This is a genomic window from Variovorax sp. EBFNA2 (assembly GCF_033802765.1).
Taxonomy (GTDB): Bacteria; Pseudomonadota; Gammaproteobacteria; order Burkholderiales; family Burkholderiaceae_C; genus Variovorax; species Variovorax paradoxus_H.
In genome coordinates this window covers 4796861-4816534 of the sequence record NZ_CP138496.1, presented here as the reverse complement: position 1 = coordinate 4816534, position 19674 = coordinate 4796861, and the positions used below count along the sequence as shown (strand labels likewise).

The 19674-nt window shown below is 66.2% G+C and carries 21 protein-coding genes and 2 pseudogenes; 21 read left to right on the top strand and 2 right to left on the bottom strand.

Annotated features, from left to right (window positions below):
* Positions 1 to 2: 2 nt before the first annotated feature.
* Positions 3 to 311, bottom strand: coding sequence for a helix-turn-helix transcriptional regulator (locus RZE79_RS22645; RefSeq protein WP_319356939.1), 309 nt, complete (start codon positions 309 to 311; stop codon positions 3 to 5).
* A gap of 142 nt (positions 312 to 453) precedes the next feature.
* Between RZE79_RS22645 and RZE79_RS22640 the strand changes: the two genes are divergently transcribed.
* Together RZE79_RS22640 and RZE79_RS22635 are read left to right on the top strand one after the other, a co-directional pair.
* A complete protein-coding gene (locus tag RZE79_RS22640) occupies positions 454 to 795 on the top strand; it encodes a DUF2958 domain-containing protein (protein WP_319356938.1) in 342 nt (113 codons plus the stop codon).
* Between the two features lie 47 nt (positions 796 to 842).
* Positions 843 to 1097, top strand: a pseudogene (locus RZE79_RS22635) (DUF2958 domain-containing protein); the annotation flags it as partial.
* A gap of 36 nt (positions 1098 to 1133) precedes the next feature.
* Here RZE79_RS22635 and RZE79_RS22630 read toward each other — a convergent pair.
* Positions 1134 to 1424, bottom strand: coding sequence for a helix-turn-helix transcriptional regulator (locus RZE79_RS22630; RefSeq protein WP_319356937.1), 291 nt, complete (start codon positions 1422 to 1424; stop codon positions 1134 to 1136).
* A 210-nt stretch (positions 1425 to 1634) separates the two neighbouring features.
* On the opposite strand from RZE79_RS22630, the gene RZE79_RS22625 reads away from it, so the two are divergent.
* From RZE79_RS22625 to RZE79_RS22535, 19 genes and pseudogenes are all read left to right on the top strand, one after another.
* Entirely contained in the window at positions 1635 to 1976 is a 342-nt protein-coding gene (locus RZE79_RS22625) for a DUF2958 domain-containing protein (protein ID WP_319356936.1), read from the top strand.
* 126 nt (positions 1977 to 2102) lie between these two features.
* Entirely contained in the window at positions 2103 to 2342 is a 240-nt protein-coding gene (locus RZE79_RS22620; RefSeq protein ID WP_319356935.1) for a transcriptional regulator domain-containing protein, read from the top strand.
* Between the two features lie 13 nt (positions 2343 to 2355).
* On the top strand, positions 2356 to 2895 hold the full coding sequence (locus tag RZE79_RS22615) for a DUF2285 domain-containing protein (RefSeq protein ID WP_319361258.1): 540 nt from the start codon (positions 2356 to 2358) through the stop codon (positions 2893 to 2895).
* 92 nt (positions 2896 to 2987) lie between these two features.
* Complete coding sequence (locus RZE79_RS22610; RefSeq protein ID WP_319356934.1) at positions 2988 to 3284, top strand: helix-turn-helix domain-containing protein; 297 nt, start codon at positions 2988 to 2990, stop codon at positions 3282 to 3284.
* A gap of 27 nt (positions 3285 to 3311) precedes the next feature.
* Positions 3312 to 4136: pseudogene (locus RZE79_RS22605) on the top strand (replication initiator protein A); the annotation flags it as partial.
* Positions 4137 to 4336: 200 nt separating this feature from the next.
* Positions 4337 to 5095 (top strand): ParA family partition ATPase, encoded by a 759-nt coding sequence (parA, locus tag RZE79_RS22600; protein ID WP_319356933.1) that lies wholly within the window; start codon positions 4337 to 4339, stop codon positions 5093 to 5095.
* Entirely contained in the window at positions 5092 to 5355 is a 264-nt protein-coding gene (locus tag RZE79_RS22595; protein WP_319356932.1) for a chromosome partitioning protein ParB, read from the top strand. The genes parA and RZE79_RS22595 overlap by 4 nt, the downstream gene beginning before the upstream one ends.
* Positions 5355 to 5882, top strand: coding sequence for a DUF2840 domain-containing protein (locus RZE79_RS22590; RefSeq protein ID WP_373696580.1), 528 nt, complete (start codon positions 5355 to 5357; stop codon positions 5880 to 5882). The genes RZE79_RS22595 and RZE79_RS22590 overlap by 1 nt, the downstream gene beginning before the upstream one ends.
* Entirely contained in the window at positions 5879 to 6412 is a 534-nt protein-coding gene (locus tag RZE79_RS22585; RefSeq protein ID WP_319356930.1) for a S26 family signal peptidase, read from the top strand. The genes RZE79_RS22590 and RZE79_RS22585 overlap by 4 nt, the downstream gene beginning before the upstream one ends.
* Positions 6413 to 6787: 375 nt before the next feature.
* Positions 6788 to 8734, top strand: a complete 1947-nt coding sequence (locus RZE79_RS22580) for a DUF3363 domain-containing protein (protein ID WP_373696499.1) — start codon at positions 6788 to 6790, stop codon at positions 8732 to 8734.
* A 727-nt stretch (positions 8735 to 9461) separates the two neighbouring features.
* Positions 9462 to 11147: an ATP-binding protein gene (locus tag RZE79_RS22575; RefSeq protein ID WP_319356928.1), complete on the top strand. Its 1686-nt coding sequence runs from the start codon at positions 9462 to 9464 to the stop codon at positions 11145 to 11147.
* 5 nt (positions 11148 to 11152) lie between these two features.
* On the top strand, positions 11153 to 12487 hold the full coding sequence (locus tag RZE79_RS22570) for a sigma-54 dependent transcriptional regulator (RefSeq protein ID WP_319361256.1): 1335 nt from the start codon (positions 11153 to 11155) through the stop codon (positions 12485 to 12487).
* Positions 12484 to 13776, top strand: a complete 1293-nt coding sequence (locus tag RZE79_RS22565; RefSeq protein WP_319356927.1) for an ABC transporter substrate-binding protein — start codon at positions 12484 to 12486, stop codon at positions 13774 to 13776. The genes RZE79_RS22570 and RZE79_RS22565 overlap by 4 nt, the downstream gene beginning before the upstream one ends.
* A gap of 201 nt (positions 13777 to 13977) precedes the next feature.
* Complete coding sequence (locus RZE79_RS22560) at positions 13978 to 15318, top strand: ABC transporter substrate-binding protein (RefSeq protein ID WP_319356926.1); 1341 nt, start codon at positions 13978 to 13980, stop codon at positions 15316 to 15318.
* On the top strand, positions 15315 to 16220 hold the full coding sequence (locus RZE79_RS22555) for a branched-chain amino acid ABC transporter permease (RefSeq protein ID WP_319356925.1): 906 nt from the start codon (positions 15315 to 15317) through the stop codon (positions 16218 to 16220). Before RZE79_RS22560 ends, RZE79_RS22555 begins: the two co-directional genes overlap by 4 nt.
* A complete protein-coding gene (locus RZE79_RS22550) occupies positions 16221 to 17195 on the top strand; it encodes a branched-chain amino acid ABC transporter permease (RefSeq protein ID WP_319356924.1) in 975 nt (324 codons plus the stop codon). It abuts the gene before it with no gap.
* Complete coding sequence (locus RZE79_RS22545; RefSeq protein ID WP_319356923.1) at positions 17192 to 17962, top strand: ABC transporter ATP-binding protein; 771 nt, start codon at positions 17192 to 17194, stop codon at positions 17960 to 17962. The genes RZE79_RS22550 and RZE79_RS22545 overlap by 4 nt, the downstream gene beginning before the upstream one ends.
* Positions 17959 to 18627: an ATP-binding cassette domain-containing protein gene (locus RZE79_RS22540; RefSeq protein ID WP_319356922.1), complete on the top strand. Its 669-nt coding sequence runs from the start codon at positions 17959 to 17961 to the stop codon at positions 18625 to 18627. Before RZE79_RS22545 ends, RZE79_RS22540 begins: the two co-directional genes overlap by 4 nt.
* Before the next feature lie 11 nt (positions 18628 to 18638).
* Positions 18639 to 19583, top strand: coding sequence for a cyclase family protein (locus RZE79_RS22535; protein ID WP_319356921.1), 945 nt, complete (start codon positions 18639 to 18641; stop codon positions 19581 to 19583).
* Positions 19584 to 19674: the final 91 nt, after the last annotated feature.

The following is a 19674-nucleotide window of genomic DNA, read 5'->3' as shown; positions in this document are numbered from 1 at the left end:
CATCAGCCTTTTACCTGAGGCTGGTGCCATTCCTTAGGCAACCTGGCTTCTGTCTCGAGCATCAGCTCGCCGGCGCTGCGCCCCAGCGCCCGGGCGATCTTGAGCACCAGGACCAGCGTGGGCATGTGCTCGCCGCGCTCGATCTTCCCAATGTGGGAGCGCTCGATGCCGGCGAGGTGCGCCAGCATTTCCTGGGCGATGCCGTCCTCGGTTCTCAGTGCGCGCACCACCGCACCGAACGCCAGCGCCGGCGCGACCTCAAAGGTCGTCGCGCCGGTAGGGCGTCCTCGCTGAATGGCTCGCTTCTGCATGGACAGAAGCGTCTCGTTTCAGCACAATTTAAACCACGTTATCTTTAACTCATATCGTTGTTTTCGGGGTCTACCCGCGCGCAGAAATCCTTCTGCACCTGTCCTTGTGGCACCAGCACCCCGTCATCTTTTTGAGGGCCCAATGACTTTTCTCACCGAGCAGCAGCGTGCCGAGATGCTGGCCAACGGTACGGCGCGCGCCCGTGGCCAAGCCATCGACCCCTATCCCGTCGTCAAGCTGTACACGCTGGACGCCGCAGCGCGCTGGCTGCTCACCGAACTCGATGCCGACGGTGATCGCGCCTATGGGCTGACCGATGCCGGTACAGGCTTTCCTGAACTCGGACAGGTAAGCCTGTCCGCGCTAGAGCGTGTGCGCGGTCCCCAGGGCCTCCGCATCGTCGCCGATCCTCATTTCAGGGCGCGGCAGCCGCTGTCCGGCTACGCGGCCAATGCGCAGCGCGACGGATCGATCAACGACTGAAACTCATGGGCGGGTGGGAGTACCGGATCGTTGCCGCCCGCGCGACGGCGCCGGTGGTCAAGCTGTTTACGACCAACGCGGGCGCGACCTGGTTGCAGTGTGAGATCGATCGCGAGGATGATGACGCACGTTCGGCCTCTGCGACCTCGGGTAAGGCTTTCCCGGGTTGGGCCAAGTGAGCCTGACGGAACTGGAGGGCTTCGGCGAGAAGTGGGGCCTACCTATTGAGCGCGATCTCCATTTCATCGCCGACAAGCCGCTGAGCGGCTACGCGCGAAGCGCGGCTGACCGGACGCATCGCGGCGTGGCGCCAAAGGCGCGGCCAATCGGCCGCGCTTTCATTCTGTGTGCGAGCCTTGGATTTCTGCCAACTCACGCCGTACACGCTCGAAGAGCTTGTCTCTGGCCTTGTCGTCGCCGCCATAGGCGAGCGTCAGCAGCGTGAGTGGATGCACGTCCATGACCTCGCACAGGTCGCTCACCTTGCTGAGGGTCGGACTCTTCAGGCCGCGCTCGAGCGAACTCAGGTACGTGCGACTCGACACATCGGAAAACGCTTCCTGACTCAGGCCACGGGCTTTCCGGACAGCCTTGAGAGCCGCGGGGAAAGAGTGGGTGGCGGAGGTCATTCGGTCGTTCGTCGAGGAACGGCGATGACACCCTATCGACCTCTATAGGGCTACAATCTATAGTGTTCAAAAACGCATTCTCATGAAGGCGTGATCGAGTGCGATCCGACAGCGAGGCATCGCGCAAAGCTTTGTGTCGCATGAAGTCACCAATTTGACTTACAGATCCTCGTCCGCCGCACTAGCATCCCAAGGTCTCTTCTCGAAGCCATGGCATTCCTCACCGAACAGCAGCGTGACCAGATGCTGGCCAACGGCGCAGCGCGCGCCGATGGCCGCGCCGTCGATCCTTATCCCGTTGTCAAGCTGTATACGCTGGACGCCCCCGTGTGCTGGCTGCTCACCGAGCTCGATGCCGATGGCGATCGAGCCTACGGGCTGACCGATGCCGGCACGGGCTTCCCCGAACTCGGGCACGTGAGCCTGTCGGCGCTCGAGCGTGTGCGCGGTCCCCAGGAATTGCGCATCGTCGCCGACCCGCATTTCAAGGCACGCCAGCCGTTGTCCGGCTACGTGGCCGACGCGCAGCGCGACGGGTCGATCAACGACTGAACTTCCTTGCGCGGTGGGGCGTACGGGATCGTCGCCGCCCACGCGAGAGCGCATCGCCGCAAAAGCCAGCCACGCCGGTCGTGCCTGTGGCAGCCTTCGCGCAAGCAAGATGAAGTGAGTTCTGCCATGACCGACCGCAAGGCCGAAGGTCTGCCGAGCGCGCCCTGGCGCGCGTCGGCGGTCTACCTCTACACGCTCGATCTCGACAGCCCCGCACTTGCGTGGGAGTACCTGCGCCGTCATCCGCAGTACCAGGCGGACTGGGCACGGCGCGCCGCATCGCTCAAGCGGTGGGGGTTGCGACAGCGCCGAAGACCCCCGTCTCGATGCCCGCGAAGCGCGACCGTACTGGATCACGGCGGCTGACGAGTTGCTGCACGTGCGCGCTTCGCGCGCGCACGGTTCGCCGACGCGACCGACCTTCGACCTCTGGCGCGTGCCTGGCCGCAAGCACCTGACGCTCGGCGACTCGGGCCTCACATTGCTGACCGAGGTGTCCGCGCAGCGGCTGCGTATGTCGCTGGCCGACGACCTCTGCGATGGCGCGGTCTACACCTGCGCCGTCCCACTCGGCCCTGGCCTGCGCGGCCAGCTGGACGCGTTCAACGCGCAGGCACAGGCTCTTCAGGGCCATGCGCCGGCCGAGGACTCCACGCGGACTGTCACCCGTGCTGCGCTGTTGCATCTTCGCGCCCTGCAGGCGCTCGACGGCGCGCAGGCCGGCGCCTCGCACCGGGACATCGCCCAAGCCCTTTTCGGTTTAGACGCCGTGGTGCGCTGGCACGCCGATGGCGAACTGCGCGCCGCAGTCCGGCACCTGCTGCGACGCGCCGAGGCGTACATGAGCGGTGGCTATGTGAGCCTCGCGGGCATACAGCGCGCTGCAGCCGAGTCTCCCGGAGACGAACCGATGCGCTGAATATCTCCCTGCCCAAAAAGGGCCTTGCTCCCGAGACTGCCTCCACTGGGCTGCGAATGGTTCGCGGCCCCGCGACAACGATGGAGGCCCTCATGGCAAGTGCCAGTTCCTTGTTTCCCGCCCGCGCTGCGTTGGCTGCGCCGCGGCCCCTTGCGGTACCCGCCGCACCGGCCAACCCGGAGTTCCTCACCACCGACGAGGCCGGCGCCTTCCTGCGCCTGTCGCCACGCACGCTCGAAAAGCACCGCGTGCTGGGCGGTGGCCCGCGCTTTCGGAAGTTCGGCGCACGCGTGGTCTATGCGGTCGAAGATCTGCGGGCCTGGGCGAACAGCCGGGCCTACGAGATGACCTCCGATCCCGGCTACGTGCAGCGCGACGCCGTCCGCTGACCGTCGCGCAGTGCGGGGAGCATCACCATGTCGAAGCGCTCGAGCGAACGCGAACAGTTGTCGCTGTTCCGCGCGCTGCCGGGCGCTGACATGGCGCTGCGCGATGCGCAGGACCTGATGGCCTATCCGTTCTTCTCGCTGGCCAAGTCGCCGCGCGCGGTGCCGATCCGCTTCGAGGCCGGCGGCGTCTCGCTCACGGTCGAAGGGGTGCCCGAGCACGGCATTGCCACGATCTGGGATGCAGACGTGCTGATCTGGGCCGCAAGCCAGATCGTCCAGGCCAAGAAGGAAGGCATCGCGCCTTCGCGCCTGATGGCGGCTACGCCCTACGAGATCTTGCGCTTCGCGCAGCGCGGCACCGGCCGCAGCGATTACCTGGCGCTGCGCGCCGCGTTGGACCGGCTGCAGTCCACCACCGTCGCGACCACACTGCGCCAGCGGGAGCGTCCGAACGGCGCGATGCGCGTGCACCGCTTCTCCTGGATCAACGAGTGGAAGGAGTACATCCGCTCCGACGGACGCGCCGACGGCATCGAGCTGATCCTGGCCGACTGGTTCTTCTTGGGCGTCATGGACGAGGCCCTGGTGCTCACGCTCGATCCCACGTACTTCCGGCTTTCCGGCGGCATTGAGCGTTGGCTGTACCGGGTGGTGCGCAAGCACGGCGGGCGGCAGCCCGCAGGATGGCGCTTCGCCATGCGCCACCTGCACCTGAAGTCCGGAAGCCTGCAGCGCCATTCCGACTTCGCGCTGCAGGTGCGCCATCTGGTGCGGCGCCAGGCGGTCCCGGGCTACTGGCTGTCCATCGAGCGCAGTGGCGGCACGGAGTGGTTGGCTTTCCAACCGGTGCCGACCGAACGTTCGCGCAGCGACTTATCCACAGTTTCTGTTGAAGAACCTGTGGATGACGTGGGGACGGACTCGGTGGATCGCCCGCACGACGCTCGGTGGATCACCCGCAGAAACATCGGTGGATCGCCCGCACCGATCGGTCCGGGGGCCGCACCCGGCAATGGTTTCGGGCCTCCCTAAACATCTAAAGGGATACATAAATGGAAGTCACGCGCGCGCGAGCCGAAGGTGCTCAAACAACGGGCAGTGCTTTAACCGAGGCAGCCCAAGCAGGCCAGACAGCCGAGAACCGCTCGCGGGAAAGTGAGCCTCGGCCCGGCAAGGTCATCGCGCTGTTGAACCAAAAGGGCGGCGCAGGCAAGACAACGCTCGCTACGCATCTGGCCGGCGAACTGGCGATGCAAGGCCGGCACGTCACGCTGCTCGATGCCGATCCGCAGGGCTCGGCCTTGGACTGGGCGCAGCGGCGGCTCCAGAACGGTCAGGCGCGGCTGTACGGCGTTTTCGGACTGGCGCGGGACTCGCTGCACCAGGAAGCGCCGCAGATCGCCTCGAAGGCCGACTACGTGATCATCGATGGGCCGCCCCGTGTCGCGGCCCTCGCGCGCTCCGCGCTGCTGGCCGCCGACCTGGTGTTGATCCCGGTGCAGCCCAGCGCCTATGACGTGTGGGCCAGCCACGAGATGGTGCAACTCGTCATCGAAGCGAGGGTGTTTCGGCCGCAACTGCGCGCCGCTTTCGTGATCAACCGGCGTGTGGTGGGCACAGTCATCGGGCGCGAGGCACGCGCAGCATTGGCCGATCAGCCGTTCGCTGCCCTGCGCGCTGAAATCTCGCAGCGCATCGTGTTCGCCGACAGTGTCGCTGCCGGTCGACTCGCCTCCGAAGCGGCGCCGACATGCGCCGCCGCTCGCGAGATCGCTGCGCTGGCGCAGGCCGTGCGGGAGATGCTGCGATGACCTCGCGAGCGAAATCGGCACCGCCGAAGCGCGCGCCGATCGGCCGCCGGCCGGCTGCCGATCCGGCGTCGGCTTGGGTGCGGCGCGCCGACGAACCGGTGGGCGCGGACAAGGCGTCGATTTACACCGCGCGCCTGACCATTGACGTGACGCCTACGCTGCGAGGAAACATCAAGGTGGTCGCGTTCAAGCGCGGCATGACCGCGGCCGAGATGCTGCGCGAGCTGCTGGAGCGAGAGTACGGCGGAGGTGAACCGTGATGCAGCCGCAACCGCTTTCTACGCGGCCCTCGCCCCCAGCCGTCGCGCCACCGGGAACCGCTCGCGGGCCCACCCCCATGCGGGTGTCTCTGGCCTTCGTCGAGCATCGTGTGAACGTCTGGCTGCGCTTCGGTTGGCCCGCGCGCGAGACAGTGCTTGACCGTTGGCGGCGCGTCGCGACATTCGAGCCGGGCGCGGTCTGCTGCCGCGTCAAATGGATCGGCAACGACTACGGCACGGCGCTGTGGCAGCTGATGGTGCTGCAGGCGCCCACGTCGTCCAACGGCGCACAGCGCGTTGCCGGTGTGCAACCGGGCGCGCGCATTCTGCTGCGCGCCGACGGCGAGGCCCAGGTCAAGGCCGTACTTGCGGCAATTGACGCGATCGAGGCCTCGGGCATCGACCCGTGCGCGGCGGCCGTCACTTACTGGCGCACGGTCGGCAACCGGCTGGCCGCGCGCCAGCCGCTGCCGGTCTACACCGCCGAGCGGCATGCGGCGCATCTGGCGCGCGGGGCGCTGCGATGACGCCGCGTGTGCTCTTCACCTGCATGGGCGTCGGCTTGGCTGCGCTGTGCGCGCCGGTCGTCATGCCGGTGGCGACACGCGACCGCGTGTTCGTGGTCTACAACCCGAGCGATAGCGTGCCGCGCGGTTGGTATCGCATCGGCCGCATGGAGAGCGCAGCCTCGCTGCACATCGGCAGCATCGTGCTGGCACAGCTTCCCGCCGACGTGGCCGCCTTCGCGGCCCAGCGCGGCTACCTGCCGAGCAGCGTGCCGATCCTCAAGCGCATCGGTGCCCTTGCGCCGCAATCGGTGTGTGTTCGAGGGCCGCTTGTGTACGTCGACGGCGCCGTGGTAGCGAGCGTGCGAACGCATGACAGCGCGCATCGCGCGCTGCAAGCGTGGGCGCAGTGCCGAGCCCTCGTGGCGGGCGAGTTGTTCTTGCTCGGTGAGACGAACCCGGCGTCGTTCGACAGCCGCTATTTCGGGCCCATCTCCGCGTCGGCCGTGCTGGGCGTCGCGCGGCCTTTGTGGACGTGGAGTTCGCCATGAACTTCGTGATATCCCGTGATCGAGCATGCCGCCGAATCGCAGCCGGACGTGCGTCCGCGCTGCACTCCGTCGTGCAGAGGGCTCGCCGGCAGCGTGCAGCGCATGCTGCACCGCCGCTGCCTCACAGGCAGCGTTGCGCGCCCGATGCGCGGCTGGCGCCAGGTCGGAGCCGGGAGCGAATGCGGGAGGCAAAGACGGAGGGCCAGATAAAAGGGGTGGCACGCCGCCGCCCGCAAAGCCAGCCTGCACGTGCGTTGGGCGCGGCACGGCACCGGCTGGTGCCGGTGCCGTGCCAGTGCGCAATGCCGCATCACTGGGACATTGCGCGCGTGCCGCTTCCGATCCTTTGCGCCCGATTGCGCCGGAGTGGCCACCATGGTTACGCGTAAGGAACAGGAGGGAGGCCGCTTCCGTGTTCGGCCCGCGGCACCGAAGTCCCGCGCAGGACCGCGCCCGGAGCGCTTCGTGTCCCGGGTGCTCAGGGAAGTCTCGAAGACCGGTGCCAAGGCGTCGGGCAAGCGGGCAGGGCGGCCCGCGTCGACCTTTGGCCGAGGCCGCGTCGCGGCCGGTATCGCCGTCGATCGCCTGGGCGTGCATGCCCGGCGCGTGGTCATCAAGGCCCGCTTCGTGGTGCTCCGGAAAGCCGGCGCGAACTCGGTATCCACTCACCTGCGTTACATCGAGCGCGATGGGGTGACACGCGACGGGCAGCGAGGCCAGGCCTACGGGCCCGACACCGATGCCGCCGCTCTCCAGGCCTTCGAAGAGCGGGGCAGGGGAGATCGCCACCAGTTCCGCTTCATCGTCTCTGCCGAGGATGCGGTCGACTTGGAAGATCTGCGCGGCTTCACCCGGCAACTGATGCAGCGCATGGCGGTCGATCTGGAAACGCCGCTGGACTGGGTGGCCGTCGATCACTGGGACACCGACAACCCGCATACCCATATCGTCCTGAACGGCCACACCGCCGGCAAGGAAGACTTGGTGATCGCGCCGGACTACCTGGCGCATGGAATGCGTATACGCGCGAGCGAGATAGTCACCGAATGGCTGGGACCCCGCACCGAGACCGAGATCCGGCAAAGCTTGCAGCGCGAGGTCACGCAGCAGCGACTCACAGGCTTGGATCGGGCATTGTTGCGCCAAGCCGTGGCGGACACCGTCGACCTGACCGGCCGCCCCGGAGACCGTCAGCGCCAGAACCTGCTGCGCGCGCGGCTGCATCGGCTCGAAGCCATGGCGCAGGCCGAGCGAGTCGACGTGAACCGATGGCGGCTGGCGCCAAACATGGCGCGCACGTTGACCGCGATGGGCGAGCGCGAGGAGGCGCTGGTCACCATGCACCGGGCACTCAAGGGCCAACAGCGCGAATGTGTTCTGGACGGCGCGTCGGCAGCTCCGGTAATGGGCCGCATCGTGGGCAAGGGGCTGGCCGACGAACTGCACGACCGGGGCTACCTGGTAGTCGACGGCGTCGATGGCCGGGCGCACTACCTGAAACTGCCGGCTGGCGCCGATCTGTCGGCGCTGCCGGTGGGCGGCATCGTGGAAGCAAAGCCGCCGGGGCGGGAGCGGGCCGTGGACCGCTCCATTGCGGCCATCGCTCAGGATGGCATCTACAAGTCCGCCGACCATCTGGCCCGACTAGAGCAGGCGGCAGAGCGTGATCCGCAGGCCACGGTCGATGTCTACGTGCGCCGGCTCGAGGCGCTGCGCCGCAGCGATGTCGTGGCGCGCGTGGCCGATGGCGTCTGGCAGGTGCCGCCGGACCTGGTGCAGAAAGCTCAGCAATATGACGCGCAGAGAGGCACGGGTCCGACCATCGAATTGCGCTCGCACCTGCCCATCGACCAGCAGGTGCGCGCCATCGGTGCGACCTGGCTGGACAGGCAATTGATCGGGGAGGGCGGTGGGCTGGCAGCGCAGGGCTTTGGGGCGCAGGTACGCGAGGCGACGCGCGGCCGCGCAGACTTCCTCGTCGAGCAGGGACTGGCCGAACGCCGAGGCCGACGCATGGTGTTCGCGCGCAACCTGCTGGCCACCTTGCGTGACCGCGAACTGGCGATCGCCGGGAAGTCTCTGGAAGACCAGACCGGCAAGACCTACCGATCGATGCAGGAGGGGGCGCGCGCCAGCGGCGTCTACCGCCGTTCCATCCAGCTCGCAAGCGGTCGCTTCGCCATGCTCGACGACGGCATGGGGTTCAGCTTGGTGCCGTGGAAGCCGGTGATCGAGCATCGCTTAGGGCAGTCGCTTTCAGCGATAAGGCGGAACCATACTGTGCGATGGGAGTTGGGTCGGCAACGCACGATGGATGCTTGAAAAGCGTTCAAAGAACCGCCGCGGTGGCAATGTGCTCTTCAAGAACTAACTGCGCCTGCCTGAGTCGGCACAGGTTGATTAGATGCGCTGTTACGAGCCAAACAACGCCGAGAGCGGACGCCGTGCCCTATCCCACCGGGTGTGCCTCGCGACGCTTCGTTTCCGTCTGTGATGCGGCGGCTCTCTGATTCGCGGCATGAAGGGCGGCTGTCGTTAAGGGCTCAACACGGTGTATGCCTGTCCGACAGGTGTCCATGATTCCGGACATTCGAGACAACGCCATGTCCATGGAACTGGACACAGGTGCCGCATTCTTCGTATTCTCCAAACCCTGCTCGGAGGCAACGCTCTTGGCTGTGTCATGGGAGTCGGCGTGGCACGGGCTTTGCACTTGGTAGCTTGCCTATTCCAATAACGCTAGACAACATCGAACAATCGGCCAGCCCCGCATGCCCGCTGTTGGTCCATCCGCGCAGTGATTCTGCTGTTCTTAGGCAGCGAAGGCATTTTTTCCAAGCACGACAACGGAGACTTGCATGAGACCACTCTGCGCGCGCGAAGCTCGCTCGCCTGACGGCCGAGCTCGCCGCCGGTTTCGGAAGCAGCGAAGGACCGACGGGCCATACCATCGTATTAGGCGAATTGATCGCCAACTCGCTCGTCTGTTGTTGCCAGACCTTGTGAGCCCCGGCGCGGGACAGGTCTTTAACGCGGCGCGAGTTCCGGAATGGCCATCAGCAACAGCGTCGTAAGTCGTTACCTCGCGATCTCGCTAGTGGCGGGAATCGTGCCGACGCTCGCAGTGGGCCTGCTATACGACCGGTATGCGCAGGCGCTGATCGACGAGTTGGTCGGCGAGCGCCTGTCCGTCCAGCTCACGGCAATGTCGAAGCGCCTGGAGTCGTTTCTCGACGGACGTCGCTATCAGGTGGAAACCCTGGCCAGCCACCCCGCCATGACCGCCTTGCTGCGCGCCGAAATCAACAACGCCAGCGAGGAGGCGCATGGGCTGCTGCAGCTGGAGGCCGACCTGCCGGACCTTTACGGCATCCTGCTGCTGGAAGACGGCGGCCGCCTGCGCCATTTCGTGCCCGGGCAGGCTGCTGCCGGTCCGCCCTACTGGAGCGAGCAACCGTTCTCGATTGCCTCGCTGCCGGTCACGCGCTTCGACAGCAATGAAGTGGTCGGGCCGGCCGCGCCCGGAGACGGCCTCGCCGGCTGGTTCCTGGTGCGCCATCCCCTGCCAGTTGCTGAAGGCCGACGCCGAGTCGACATTGCGCTGCACGTACGCTTCTCGTCGCTGACTGAATTGATGGGCGGACCTTCGGTGGCCGGCATCGTGCAGCCGGTTCTGAAAACGCCGGCCGGCTATTTCAACGCCGTCGGCGTGCGCGTCACACCCGCTGAGCGCATGATCGCAGGCCCGGAGGTGTTGCCCGGCTGGCAACCGATGTTGCAGATCGAGCCATCGGCGCTGCTCAGCCGTTTCGAGAATGCGCGGCGTGTGCTGCTGGTGGTTGTGCTCGGCACCGCCAGCGTCCTGGTGTTCCTTTTCTACCAGCTCGCGCGCAACCTGCAGGGCCGTGTGGCACGGCTTGTGAGCGGAGTCGAGGCCATCGCGTCGGGCCAACTGAACCACCGGATCCAGGAGCAGGGGCGCGATGAGATCTCGGCTGTTTCGCGCGCCTTCAACACGATGGCTGAGGGCCTTTCCAACACGTTCGCGCGATTAGCACGCGCTCAGCGGCTCGCTTCGCTAGGCGAATTTGCCACCGGCATTGCGCATGAGGTGCGCAACCCGTTGTCCGCCATCAAGACGACGGTGCAGGCGCTCGCTCGGCGTGAGGCCGATCCGCGTCGGCACCAGCTTCTGCAGGATGTGGAGACCGAGGTCACCCGGCTTACTCGCGTGGTGAGCGACCTCTCGGATTTTGGCAAGCCACGCCCTCCGGAGCCTGCTGTGGCGCCGGTGCGCGAGATTTTCCGCCGGGTCGACGGTCTGGTGAAAGCCGAACTGAAGGTGCAGCGGCTGTCACTCGCGATCCAGGGCGACTCCGAGTTGCGCCTGTGGGTCGACGCCGACCATCTGATCCAGATCATGCTGAACCTGGTGCTCAATGCGATCCAGGCCACGCCGTCGGGAGGCCTGATCACATTGCGCGCGGCGCGCGCCGGCGACGGGTTCGGCGTGCTCGAGGTCCGCGATACGGGGCGCGGGGTGCCGCCCGAGGCGCTCGCGAAGCTGAGCGACCCGTTCTTCACGACGCGACCGAAGGGCATGGGCCTGGGTCTGAGCATTTCCCGGCAATTGGCCGAGTTGAATAACTGCACTCTCACGATTGAGAGCGAGGTGGGCGCGGGCACGGTGGTCACGCTGCGCGTGCCGATGCCGCAAGAGGAGACACAGGTTTGAAACAGGTGCTGGTGATTGACGACGAACCCGGCGTGCTGAAGGCACTGGTGTTCGCGCTGGAAGAGGAGGGATTTGGCGTCGCGACCGCGGTGGACGGCGCCGGCGGATTGGATGCTGCCTGTAGAGGCGCGCCCGACATCGTGTTGCTCGATGTGAACCTGCCGGACATGAGCGGAATGGACGTGCTCGCGCGGCTCGCCACGGATCGACCCGGCCTGCCTGTGATCATGATCTCCGCAACGAGCGACACGCGACTGGCAGTGAAGGCGGTGAAGGCCGGTGCAGCGGACTATGTAACCAAACCGTTCGAGCTCGATGAATTGCTGTACACGATCCGCGGCGCGCTGCAAAAGGTGCGCATGGCCAGTGAGATCGACTACCGCCGGCAGGCATCGACCGCTCACGACGGTGTGATCGGTACCAGTACACAGGTTCGTGCGCTGGCGGCGACCATCAGCCGCATTGCGGCGAGCCAGGCCAAGCGCGTGCTGGTGCTGGGCGAGTCCGGCACCGGCAAGGCGCTGGTAGCGCGCGCCATCCACACGGCGAGCGCGCGCAGTGGAGGGCCCTTCGTCGAAGTGAACTGCGCCTCGCTGCCGGAGCAACTGATCGAGGCGGAGTTATTCGGTGCGGAGAAGGGTTCCTACACTGGAGCGACGCAGCGGCGCGTGGGACTGGTCGCGCTGGCGGACGGCGGCACGCTGTTCCTGGACGAGATCGGTGAGCTGCCACTCGTGCTGCAGGCCAAGCTGCTGCATTTTCTGGAAGACGGCCAATACCGTCCAGTGGGCGGCACCCGTGGCATGACCGCCGACGTCCGGGTAGTGGCCGCGACCAACCGCGACCTGGCGGCCGAGGCTTCGCGGGGCCACTTCCGCGATGACCTGTACTACAGGTTGAACGTGCTGCCGATCGCCGTGCCGAGCCTGCGGGAGCGCGATGACGACGTGCTGGTACTGGCAGATCATTTCGCCACGCGCTATGCCAAGTCCGAACGTTGCGAGCCGATCCGCTTCTCGCCCGACGCGCGAGCCTGCCTGACGGCCTACACATGGCCTGGCAACGTGCGCGAGCTGAAGAACCTCATCGAGCGTCTAACCATCCTCCATCCCGGCAGCGTGATCGAGCGCTCGCAACTGCCCTCCGATCTGGGCAGTGGGGAGGTGGGTTCGGACGCCATCGAGCAGAAGCTGGCCGTCGAGGAGGAGAAGCTGCTGCGCGATGCCCTGGCCCGCGCGCAGGGCCATCGTGGCAGGGCCGCGGAGCTGCTGGGGATTTCACGGCATGCGCTGCTGCGCCGACTGCAGCGACTCGGGATCGATGGGGAGGGCCGCCCGTGAGGATTCGCGATCTGCTTCGCTGCGCCGCCACGCTGGTCATGGCCTGCTTGGCTGCAGCCGGCGCCCACGCCCGCGTAGAACTGGGGGCACCTGCGGGGCAGGCCGACATCACCATTGGTTGCCTCTACCCGCTGGCGGGCCGGGCCGCGATCTACGGCCGCGACAGCATCGCGGCGATCAAGCTGGCGCTCGCCGAGCTGGATGCCGAGCCGATGCGCGACTGGCGCCCGCGCCTGCGAGTGATCGTGGAGGACGATCGCTCCAAAGCGGCCTATGGCGTTCGGCTGGCCAGCCAGTTCATCGATCACGACAAGGCGCAGTTCCTCTGCGGGGTGGTGAGCTCCGGGGTAGCGCAGGCGGTGAGCCGGCTGTCGCGGGCGCGCAAGGTGATCTTCGTCGGCACCGACCACGCCTCCTCGCGGCTCACGATCGAAGACTTTCACCGCTACTATTTTCGGGTTTCGAACGACACCTACACCTCGATGGCGGCTGGCGCGAAGTACCTTGCCGAGCAGCAGCGCGAGCGTGGTTGGAAGCGGCTGGCATTCCTGGGGCCGGACTACGACTATGGTCACGTCATGTGGGCTGACCTGCAACGCAGCCTGTCGACCAGCGGCGCGAACTATGAGGTCGTTGCACAACTCTGGCCCAAGCTCTACGAACCCGACTATTCGGCGTACCTGACGGCCCTGATGCGCTCGCGGCCGGACGTGATCGTCACTGGGCTTTGGGGAGGCGACTTCCTCGCCTTCCTTGCGCAGGCCCACTCCAGCGAACTGCTCGGCAAGATGCCCATGGCCAACTTTGATGCGGGCGGCAACTACGACGTGCTGATGGCGCTGGGTGACCAGGCGCCGCCCAATCTCGTGCTCTCGGCGCGCCATCACAACAACTGGCCCGACACACCGCGCAACCGCAAGTTCATGGCCGACTTTTTTGTGGCGGAGGGGCGCTATCCGACTTATGCGGCAGAGGGCGCTTATGCGGGGATCCTGGCCATTGCGCGCGCGGTAGGCAAGGCCGGCAAGCCATTCGACGTCGAGAAGGTGGTGGGAGCGCTGGAGGGGCTCTGTCTGGAATTGCCGGAGGATCCCCCCGGGTTTGCCTCATGCATCGACCGCGAAACGCACCAGATCGCGCAAGCACAGGCGATCGGAGAGGTTGTGGTCGACACCCGGTTTCCGCCTGCCCGGGTGATGTTGGGCAAGTGGCGGGTCTACCCTGCGGAGCAACTGCGCCCATCGCTGGAGCTGGTGCGGGAGCGCAGGCGGGCCGCGGGGGCGCCGTAGGCAACGCACCATCACATCCGCAAAGGCCGCGGGGCTGAATCCGCATGCGCGGTTTCCGCGCGCGCCGACTGCCGCAATGCGCGGAATTCGCGCAGTGCATCTTCGCGAACTACACCCAAGCCCTTGATTCACAAGGCTTTCATGGTGTGGCACGCTCCTCGCAATATTCCTCGTGAGCAACACAACTCACAAGGAGACAACGTGACCCTGAAGTTCCCCCTTACGCGCTTGGCTTGCAGCCTCGCGCTCGTCACTGCCGGCGCCGCCTTTGCGCTGCCGGCCGCCGCCGCCGACAACGGCAAGTTCCGGATCGGCGTGGCGACCTTCCTGTCAGGCGCCGCCGCAGGCCCTTTCGGCGTGCCAGCGGCCAATGCAGCCAAGCTCGTGGTCGACGCGCTCAACAAGGGCGCTTTGCCCGCGCCCTACAACACCAAAGGCATCAGCGGCGTCGAGATCGAGGTGGTGTTGATCGATGAGAACGGCGGCGCCACCAAGCAGGTGGAGGAATACCGCAACCTTGTGCAGCGCCAGAAGGTCGACGTGGTGATTGGCTACATCTCCTCTGGTGACTGCCTCGCGATTGCTCCGGTGGCCGAGGAGCTCAAGACCCCTACGGTGTTCTTCGACTGCGGGACCTCACGCCTGTTCAGCGAGACGCTGAAGAACCCGAAATACGTGTTTCGCACTGGCCTCGATGCAGTGGTCGACAACGTCGCCGCTGCCCGTTACATCGTGGAGACGAAGCCGAAAGTGAAATCGGTGGGCAGCATCCAGCAGAACTATGCCTGGGGCCAGGATGCGTGGGTCGACTTCAGCCTTGCTTTGAAGCAGCTCAAGCCGGACATCAAGGTCGTTTCCGAGCAGTGGCCGAAGCTGGGGCAGGGCCAATACGGCGCCGAAATCTCCGCGTTGTCCGTGAGCAACCCTGACCTGATCCACTCCAGTTTTTGGGGCGGCGACATGGAGGCGCTGGTGCTGCAGGGCGGCGCGCGCGGTCTGTTCGACAAGCGTGTGACGCTGCTCACGGCGGGCGAGACCGGCTTTGGGCATTTCAAGGACCAGGCGCCCAACGGCACGATCGTCGGCGGCCGCGGCCCGTTCGGCGCTTTCGCGCCGAAGAACGCCCTTTCCGACTGGTTGCGCACGACCTACAGCGCTGCGCACAAAGAGCAGCCGACCTACCCTGCGTTCAAGATGATGCAGGCGATCCTCGGCGTGAAGGCGGCCGCGGAGAAGGTGGGCAAACCCGGCGCCATGCCGACGCAAGAGCAGGTGCTCGCAGGTCTCAAGGGCCTCACCTTCGAATCGCCCAGCGGCACGGTGCGCATGAGCCGCGCCGGCGGCCATCAGGCTGTACAGGGTGTCGCCTACGGCGAGTACCACTATGACCCGAAGACCCGCAAGGCCAGCATCACCAATGTGAAGGACTACCCCGGCGACTGCCTGATGCCCCCCGATGGCACGAGCCATGCCGACTGGATCAAGGCCGGCTTTCCGGGTGCCAAGTGCAGCCCGACACCGCCAAAGGAGCGCACCTCGTGAGCACCTTGCTGGCCATTGTCATCGACGGCGCCATCTACGCCTCGTGGCTGTTCCTCGTGGCTGCCGGCCTGACCGTGATCTACGGGGTGATGCGCATCCTCAACATGGCACACGGCAGCTTCTACGCGATCGGCGCCTATTGCGCCGCCTCGCTCACTGGCTGGTTCTTCTCCGGCGAGTCCGGGGCCAGTCCGTACTGGAGCTACCTGCTGCTGTTCGGCTGCGCAATTGTCGGCGGCCTGGTTGTGGGCGTGCTGGTGGAGCAGGGGCTGCTGCGACACCTGCGTGGCCGCGATGAGATCCTGATGGTGATCGTCACGTATGCGCTGCTGCTGATCCTTGAGGACGTGGTGAAGCTGGTGTGGGGCGTCAACCCCTACCTGGCGTACCAGCCCTACCGTCTGCTTGGGCAGAGCTCGATCACGGGTTCGCTGCGCTTCGCCAACTACGACCTTGCACTGGTGGCGATCTCGCTCGTGGTCGGCGCCGCTGCATGGTGGGCGCTCAACCGTACCGACAAGGGGCGCATGTTGCGCGCGGTGATCCACGACCGCGAGATCGCCACAGCAATGGGGGTGAACGTCAACCTGATGTTCGCCATCACGTTCGCGATCGGCTCCATGCTCGGTGCGCTTGCCGGGGCGCTCACTGCACCGGCCATTTCCGTCACACCGGGCATCGGTGTCGAGGTGATCGTGCTGGCGTTCGCCGTGATGGTGGTGGGCGGCCTGGGCAGCGTCGGCGGCGCCGCCGTCGGCGCGGTGCTGGTCGGTCTCGCCCGTTCCTTCGCTGTCCATCTGGCGCCGCAGATCGAGTTGTTCGTGATCTACGGCGTGATGTTCCTGGTACTCGCACTCCGGCCGCAGGGCCTCTTCGGCCAACTGCAGCCCCGAAAGATCTAAATGAAATTCAAGTCCGAACTTGGGCTGCCGCTGGCGGCCGGGTCGATTGCCGCCCTCGGCTGGGCGGGGCCCGACTGGTTGAGCTTCCTGCTCACCCTGGCCTTTGCCAAAGGCCTGGTGGTTCTCGGGGTGGTGCTGCAAATGCGCGCCGGCCTCGTCTCCTTCGGCCAGGCGCTGTACTACTGCATCGGCGGCTACGCTGCCGGCTTGGCCGCCAAGCACCTGGGCATCCAAGATGCCTTCGTGCTGCTGGCGCTGGGCGTGGTGGCCTCGCTGATGATGGCCGCGCTGTGCGGCATCATGGTGGCGCGCTACCGCGACATCTTCTACGCCATGCTTTCGATGGCGTTGTCGATGATTGTCTACGGCATGCTGGTGAAGTCCAGCGCGCTCGGCTCCACCGACGGCTTCAACGTCGCGAACCCGAGTTACCTTGGCTTCCAGCCGGATCCATCGCAGGCCAAACGCGTTGCCTTCCTGGTCACGTTGGCGATCGCGCTCGTTGCGGCCCTGGTCTGCCACCGCGTGTTGCGCTCGCGGTTTGGCAGGCTCTCGGAGGCAGTGCGCGAGAACGAGATCCGGGTTGACTTCCTCGGCATCTCGCCGTTCGGGCTTGTCTACCTGAACTACTGCGGCGCGGCGGTGCTGTCGGCGCTCGGCGGCGGCCTGATCGCGATCGCCACCGGCCACGTGGATCCCGACATGGCGTTCTGGGCCACCTCGGGCGAGTTCGTCTTCATGGCCCTGCTCGGCGGAACGGCGCATGTGGCGGCACCGTTCGTCGCAGCCATCGTGTTCTCCGCGGTGCGCACCTTCGCCATTCAGGAGGCGCCGCACCTGTGGCAGCTCACGCTGGGCAGTGTCCTGCTGGCACTGATCCTTTTCTTGCCCAAGGGCTTGTGGAGCCTGGTGTCCCGTAGGCGTGCCGCTGTGCCTGCGGAGATTCCGTCCGTGACGAAGGAGGTGTCCCCATGAGTGTGCTCGAAACGCGCCAGCTCACCCGCACCTTCGGTGCCGTGGTCGCTGCCAATTCGCTGGACGTGACCATCCAGCGCGGCGAGATCGTCGGAGTGATCGGCTCCAACGGAGCCGGAAAGACCACGTTCATCAACATGGTGACCGGGTACCTGCCGGCCACCTCGGGCGACATCCTGTACGAGGGCAACTCTGTGCTGGGGATGAAGCCGCGCCAGATCACACGCCTCGGCCTTGCCCGCTCGTTCCAGGTCGCGCAGTTGTTCCCCCAACTCACCGTGCTGGACAACGTGCTGATGGCGCTGGCGGCCGCCCACGAAGCGCAGCCCTCCATGCTGCGGCACTTCGAAACTGCGGAGGCGGTGCGCGAGGCCCGCCGCATCCTGCAAGCTTTTGGCGTGGCGCACTACGCCGACAGTGAGGCCAGTGCCGTGCCGCAGGGCGCGCGCAAGCTGGTCGACATCGCGATGGCCCTGGTCTCGAAACCGCGCATGCTGCTGCTGGACGAGCCCACCAGTGGCGTGAGCGCCGACGAGAAATTCCCTTTGATGGATGCCGTGATGGCCGCCGTGAGGCAAAGCGGCGTGACGGTGCTGTTCGTGGAGCACGATATGGAAGTGGTGGAGCGCTACGTTTCGCGCATCCTGGCGTTCTACAGCGGCGAGATCATCGCCGACGGGCCGCCGGCTGCGGTACTTGGCAACCCACGCGTGCAGGAGTTGGTGGTAGGCAAGCGGGCTTCGGCACGCGAGGAGGCACTCGCATGACTGAGCTTGCCCTCGACATCCAGGGATTGGACGTTGCCATCGCCGGCACGCCCATCCTGCGTAAGGTCACGCTGCAGTTGCCGCAAGGCAGCATGGCCGGGCTGATCGGCCGCAACGGCGCCGGCAAGACAACGCTGATGCGCGCGGTGATGGGACTGTTGCCCTCACGTTCGGCGACGCTGGCATGCGCCGGCGAGTCGATGGCGCAGTTGCCAGCGCACACCCGCGCCGAGCACGGCATCAGCTACTTGCCGGAGGACCGACGGCTGATTCCGTCGCTCACCGTCGAAGAAAACATCCTGCTGCCGGCTTGGGCCAACGGCCTGGGTGACGCAAGACAACGCCTCGCATGGATCTACGAGCTGATTCCCGAACTGCTCGAGCACCGCGAGCGCAAGGCGCTGCAGCTCAGCGGCGGCCAGCAGAAGCTGGTGGCGTTGGCGCGTGCGCTGATGCCGGGACGCAAGCTGCTGCTGCTGGACGAACCCTTCGAGGGCGTCGCGCCGGTGCTGTCGCGGCGCCTGACAGAGGTGATCGCGAAGCTGCGCACCGAGGGCCTGACGGTCCTGCTGAGCGAATCGGATGACAAGCACTCGGCCGACTTGGTTGATCGCATCTTCCGTATCGAGCGCGGCGTCGTCCGCGAGAGTTCTGCAACCCACTAGAGGAGACTGGAATGTCGATATCTGCAATGACCCGCCTCGCGGCGGCGCTCGCCCTGGCGACGCTTGCTGCCGGCACATCGGCGCAAGAATGGTGCCGTTCGAAATACGGTCCGGCCGACGAGGTCGGCGCGGCCAACCTGCTGACTCCGCAACTGGCGCTGGAGGCGGCAAAGCTGGTGAAGACCGGCAAGGCCTACCGGCTGGGGGTCGAGACCAACTCCAAGACGCCGGCTTTCGGTCCGCGCAGCTGGGCGCTGGCGATCAACCAGCCAGGGCAGGTCGGCGGCGTCGGCCTGGGCCCGACCAAGACCAACTACAACGACGACATCTACATGGGCTACGTCGGCACGGGCTCGCAGATCGATGGCCTCGGTCACATCGGCGTCGATAACGTCTACTACAACTGCCACAAGAACAGCGAGTTCGTACAGGCCAACGGCCTGAGCAAGCTCGGGGTCGAGAAGCTGCCGCCCTTCGTCACACGAGGCGTCGTGCTGGATATGACGGCGTACTTCGGCCAAAACCCGGTGCCGGAGGGCACGGCGTTCAACCGCAAAGAGATCGATGAGCAAGCGCGGCGCCAGGGGGTGGAAATCCGAAAGGGCGACATCGTGCTGTTCCACACCGGCTGGCTGCAGCTGGTGGGCAAGGACGACAAGCGCTACATCTCCGCCGAACCGGGCCTGGGTAAAGAAGGTGCCGAGTACCTCGCGAGCAAGCAGGTGGTGGCGGTCGGCGCAGACACCTGGGCCCTGGAAGTGATCCCCGCCGAGAAGGGTGCGGGGGTGTTCGAGGTACACCAGATCCTGATTCCAAAGCACGGCATCTACATCCTTGAGAACATCGACACCACCGAACTGGTCAAGGACAAGGGCTGGGAGTTCATGTTCGTGCTCGGTGTGTCGCGCATGACCGGCGGGGTGCAGGGCATCATTAATCCGATCGCCATCCGCTAAGCAGTCGCCGGCACCATGTGACAGCGGGCTGCTCAAACACCACGCCTTCATCGGCGGCAGTGGATCGCTGGCGACAGGCCGCATGCAGGAG

Bases quoted from the DNA above. Each gene is read 5' to 3' on its own strand.
- RZE79_RS22645 (WP_319356939.1), bottom strand. From the start codon at position 311: ATGCAGAAGCGAGCCATTCAGCGAGGACGCCCTACCGGCGCGACGACC.
- RZE79_RS22640 (WP_319356938.1), top strand. From the start codon at position 454: ATGACTTTTCTCACCGAGCAGCAGCGTGCCGAGATGCTGGCCAACGGT.
- RZE79_RS22630 (WP_319356937.1), bottom strand. From the start codon at position 1,424: ATGACCTCCGCCACCCACTCTTTCCCCGCGGCTCTCAAGGCTGTCCGG.
- RZE79_RS22625 (WP_319356936.1), top strand. From the start codon at position 1,635: ATGGCATTCCTCACCGAACAGCAGCGTGACCAGATGCTGGCCAACGGC.
- RZE79_RS22620 (WP_319356935.1), top strand. From the start codon at position 2,103: ATGACCGACCGCAAGGCCGAAGGTCTGCCGAGCGCGCCCTGGCGCGCG.
- RZE79_RS22610 (WP_319356934.1), top strand. From the start codon at position 2,988: ATGGCAAGTGCCAGTTCCTTGTTTCCCGCCCGCGCTGCGTTGGCTGCG.
- parA (WP_319356933.1), top strand. From the start codon at position 4,337: ATGGAAGTCACGCGCGCGCGAGCCGAAGGTGCTCAAACAACGGGCAGT.
- RZE79_RS22595 (WP_319356932.1), top strand. From the start codon at position 5,092: ATGACCTCGCGAGCGAAATCGGCACCGCCGAAGCGCGCGCCGATCGGC.
- RZE79_RS22590 (WP_373696580.1), top strand. From the start codon at position 5,355: ATGCAGCCGCAACCGCTTTCTACGCGGCCCTCGCCCCCAGCCGTCGCG.
- RZE79_RS22585 (WP_319356930.1), top strand. From the start codon at position 5,879: ATGACGCCGCGTGTGCTCTTCACCTGCATGGGCGTCGGCTTGGCTGCG.
- RZE79_RS22580 (WP_373696499.1), top strand. From the start codon at position 6,788: ATGGTTACGCGTAAGGAACAGGAGGGAGGCCGCTTCCGTGTTCGGCCC.
- RZE79_RS22575 (WP_319356928.1), top strand. From the start codon at position 9,462: ATGGCCATCAGCAACAGCGTCGTAAGTCGTTACCTCGCGATCTCGCTA.
- RZE79_RS22550 (WP_319356924.1), top strand. From the start codon at position 16,221: ATGAAATTCAAGTCCGAACTTGGGCTGCCGCTGGCGGCCGGGTCGATT.
- RZE79_RS22545 (WP_319356923.1), top strand. From the start codon at position 17,192: ATGAGTGTGCTCGAAACGCGCCAGCTCACCCGCACCTTCGGTGCCGTG.
- RZE79_RS22540 (WP_319356922.1), top strand. From the start codon at position 17,959: ATGACTGAGCTTGCCCTCGACATCCAGGGATTGGACGTTGCCATCGCC.
- RZE79_RS22535 (WP_319356921.1), top strand. From the start codon at position 18,639: ATGTCGATATCTGCAATGACCCGCCTCGCGGCGGCGCTCGCCCTGGCG.